The organism is Shewanella sp. SG41-4, from assembly GCF_014164505.1.
Lineage (GTDB): Bacteria > Pseudomonadota > Gammaproteobacteria > Enterobacterales > Shewanellaceae > Shewanella.
In genome coordinates, this window is record NZ_JACJFI010000321.1 from 1 (window position 1) to 3,838 (window position 3,838).

The window sequence follows — 3,838 nt, forward strand, 5'->3', positions numbered from 1 at the left end:
AAAGCCAAGGCTGCCACCGAACTTGGCCTAAAAACGTATCAACGAATTGAAAACTTATTTGATGAAGGTGTTGTCGCACGGCAAAAACGTGATGAAGCTTACACTCAATGGCAAGCGGCTAAATATTCCGAACAAGCAGCTTATGCTATGTATCAAATGGCCAATGAAGGTGCGCGGGTTGAAACCAAAGCTGCTGCAGCAGGCAAAACTCGTATGGCAGAAGGCGCGGTTAACGAAGTGAATGCCATTTTAGCCGACAGCCAAATGCGTTCACCTAAAAAAGCTGAGGTAAGTGAAGTATTATTACAAGCCGGTGAGCTTGCACCGAGTGGTTTTCCGGTGGTAAGTATTATCGATATGAGTGATGCCTGGGCCGTTTTACAAGTTCGAGAAGATCTGCTGCAGCAATTTAAGCAAGATCAAACCGTCATGCTAGATATTCCAGCACTACAACAGCGAGTCGAATTTACCGTATCGCACGTGAGTGTCATGGGTGACTTTGCCACTTGGCGCTCGACCGAGAGCGGCCACGATTTTGATATGCGTACTTTCGAAGTTGAACTGACACCTAAGCAAAAAATTGCCGACTTACGAGTCGGAATGTCGGTGTTGTTTCGTGCCGACCAGCTTGCCGAACATTAATAAGGCTAGCTGATGAGGCATTTATTTTGGCGTGAATGTAAGGCGTTGTGGCATTCGCCATGGCAACTTGCCTTGGTGAGTTATATTCCGCTACTTGGCGTGCTCGCACTGTGGTGGTTATTCAGCGCCGGAATACCAAGGCTGTTACCTGTCGCTGTGGTTGATTTAGATAATAGTCAAATTAGCCGGATGTTAGCGCGAGAATTGTCGGCTAATCCCGCGCTTGAACTTCGCTCTTTTAGCAATGAAGTGTTGGCGATCAAAGCCATGCGTGAGTCACAAGTGTATGCATTAGTTGTATTTCCCTATCAACTCAGAAAAGACCTAATCACATCCAAACGCCCAGCCATTGATATTCGTTATAACAGCCAGTATTTATTGGTAGGGAGATTGTTATCAAGTCAGTTGCAACGAAGCCTTGCGCAGGGCTTGATGCATGTTGGTGAAGCTAAGTTGTTGCTTAACGGTGCCAATAAAGCCACTGTTAATGTCAACTTGGCGCCTGTTAGTAATCAAACAACGGCATTATTTAACCAAAATGTTAATTATGTCAGCTTTTTAGTTCCGCCAATATTGATAGCATTGTGGCAGTTGATAGCCATGCTAGTTTTTGTTAATAGTGTTAATGCCGAGCTTATTCCCCAAGGAGAGCGATATTATGTAGCCCGAAATATTTGGCTAAAGGTATGGGTTAAAATTTTATTTTATAGCCCGATTATGCTCGTTCATAGTGGCTTTATTTTAGTGTGGTTATACCACTATTTAGCTTTGCCCGTGTCGGGTTCATTATGGTTATTGCTTTTGGCGCAGGCGTTCATGCTCATGGCATTGTGGCTTTTAGTGTTGGTTATTTTTATGATTATGCGTGACAGTGCCCGCACGGTCAGTTTCTGTACCGCATTATTTGCCCCAGCATTCGCGTTTATGGGGATAACCTTTCCGGTAAACGATATGCCCATCTTGGCTAAATGGTGGCGATTGGTGATGCCATCGAGTCACTATATAGACTCCCATATCAGTGTCGTCAGCTACGGTGTTGGCTTGCCGCAAGTATTAACTCAAATCAGCTCTTATTGGGGCTTTTTACTATTATTTCCTTTGCTTTATGTGCTGGGCCGTCACGCGCAGAAAGTACCGCCACAGGGTCATGTTAGTCACCCGGTTAATCTGGAGGGCAACCGATGAACTTCTGGCAATTAATCGTAGCAGAATGCAAAGCCATATTGGCTGACAAAGCGATTGTGATGACGCTATTTGGTGGAGTGTTATTTTACTCGGTTCTGTATCCGTTACCGTATTTGAATCAGGTGCCGACAGAGCAAAAGGTTGTGGTGGTTGATCACGATAATTCGTCACTCAGTAGGCTGGTGACTCGCCACGCAGATGCCAGTGCTAAGATAAAAATACTCGCTAAGGTAAGCAGTATTGAGCAAGCACAAACGTGGATCGATCAAGGCAAAGCACACGGCTTACTGGTTATTCCGGCTAACTTTAGACGCGATTTATTGTTAGGCAAGGGCGCAACATTAAGTTACGGCGGCGATGCAAGTTACTTTCTGATTTATTCAGCTGTAGCTGAAGGCTTAGTATTAGCGGGCATAGATGCAAGTAAACAAGTGCAGTTAATGGGTTTGTTGGCTCGGGGTCAAAATCCTCAACTTGCCCAGCAAGCGGTTAATTCTATTAATATTAATTCAGTTCCAGTGTTTAACCCCAGTTTAGGCTACACACCGTATGTGGTACCGGGATTATTTTTATTGATTCTGCATCAAACGTTATTAATTGGCACCGGCATTTTGGGCGCAGGCCAATGGCGCAAATCCGGTTATTGGCAGCAAGTACGCCCAGCAACCTTGGTACTTGCACGACTAAGTGTGTTTATGATGATTTACGCGTTATTTAGTAGTTTTTATTTAGGCTTTTGTTTCTATTGGTACAAAGTGAGCGTGGTTGCAACAGTGATTGAAGTCGGGTTATTTATGTTGCCCTTTTTATTAGCCACGGGATCGTTAGGTATTTATCTCAGTAGTTTATTTAACCGTCGGGAATTACCCACTCAATTGTATTTGCTAGTGTCGATGCCAATTTTATTTGTCTCAGGTTTTGTGTGGCCGATTGCATTAATTCCAGAACCATTGGTATTAGCATCTCAAGTTATTCCTGCCGTTCCAGCAATTATGGGGATGCTTGAGTTAAATCAATTAGGAGCTGGTTGGTCGGCGATAATGCCTAAATGGTTACAATTGTGGGGCTTGTTTGCAGTATTCGTCACCATGGCCATAGTCGCCATTGGGCGTAAACAGAAAAGCGTTAGCATTTCATCATAGAATACCTACGGATGCTATGCTGGTTCTATCATATCGAAATAACCTTATAGTAAGATTTGTCACTGAGTAAACAAAAAATAGACAGCTATCATCTCGATAGACCTGTCTATTTTATTATCCAGAGCTCAAGTTTATTACACTCAGTAAGATGTTTTATGAGGTTTATTGTTGACTGATAAAGGGCAACCGTGACGTTTTTTTGGTCTGGGTCCAATTACATCATTCCGTTTTGAATACTGTTTAACGCGGCCTCTAAACGTTCAACGTTATGTTGGTATATCTCGCTGTGATCGACTTTTGCTGCATATTTAAAATCGGCTAATGCGCCTAAATTATCATTATTCATTAACTTCATTACACCACGATTATTATAGGCATAAGCCCGAACCGTCATAGATGGGATAGCCACTTGGGTACGAGCACTTTTCACGGCTGCGCTACAGGCTTTTTGGGCTTTTTCCATATCCGCTAGTTGCACATATCCAGCACACAAGTTCACGTTACGAGAATAGTCATCCACGGCGAATTTACTTGCAGATAAAGTAGCGGTTAAGCCAGCTTCGACATCACCTGATTGCAATGCATTAACACCAGGCACATCTTCCACTAATACCATTTTGTAGGCATTACTCTTGATATGTTGACCTTGCTCGTCAGCCATTACACTTGCTGATGCTGTCAGTACCAATGTGGCACAAATTAGGCCATTAACGATGCTTTTTTTCATGATGTCGCTCCTTTAAACGTAAGCGGTCAATGAACTGGTGAAGCTTATTCTGCTTCACCTAAATCAACATTCCACGGCAGCAAATCAGTCATATCATCTAATGGTGCACGCTTAGGTAATTCCGTAAATAGATGACGAAAAT

General features: G+C 43.3%; 4 protein-coding genes. 3 read left to right on the plus strand and 1 reads right to left on the minus strand.

Annotated features, from left to right (window positions below):
- The 3 genes from H5202_RS18920 to H5202_RS18930 form a co-directional block, all read left to right on the plus strand.
- The coding region (locus H5202_RS18920) for an HlyD family secretion protein (RefSeq protein WP_182773431.1) at positions 1-642 on the plus strand (642 nt) is incomplete at its 5' end.
- A 12-nt stretch (positions 643-654) separates the two neighbouring features.
- Complete coding sequence (locus H5202_RS18925) at positions 655-1,827, plus strand: ABC transporter permease (RefSeq protein WP_182773432.1); 1,173 nt, start codon at positions 655-657, stop codon at positions 1,825-1,827.
- Positions 1,824-2,969 carry an ABC transporter permease gene (locus H5202_RS18930; protein WP_182773433.1) on the plus strand — a complete coding sequence of 382 codons (1,146 nt, stop codon included), beginning with the start codon at positions 1,824-1,826 and terminating at the stop codon, positions 2,967-2,969. Before H5202_RS18925 ends, H5202_RS18930 begins: the two co-directional genes overlap by 4 nt.
- Before the next feature lie 214 nt (positions 2,970-3,183).
- Here the strand turns inward: H5202_RS18930 and H5202_RS18935 are convergent, their stop codons facing one another.
- A complete protein-coding gene (locus tag H5202_RS18935; protein ID WP_182773434.1) occupies positions 3,184-3,696 on the minus strand; it encodes a hypothetical protein in 513 nt (170 codons plus the stop codon).
- Positions 3,697-3,838 lie beyond the last annotated feature (142 nt).

What these genes read in the sequence shown, in the direction of transcription:
- H5202_RS18925 (WP_182773432.1), top strand. Translation starts at nt 655, where the DNA reads ATGAGGCATTTATTTTGGCGTGAATGTAAGGCGTTGTGGCATTCGCCA.
- H5202_RS18930 (WP_182773433.1), top strand. Translation starts at nt 1,824, where the DNA reads ATGAACTTCTGGCAATTAATCGTAGCAGAATGCAAAGCCATATTGGCT.
- H5202_RS18935 (WP_182773434.1), bottom strand. Translation starts at nt 3,696, where the DNA reads ATGAAAAAAAGCATCGTTAATGGCCTAATTTGTGCCACATTGGTACTG.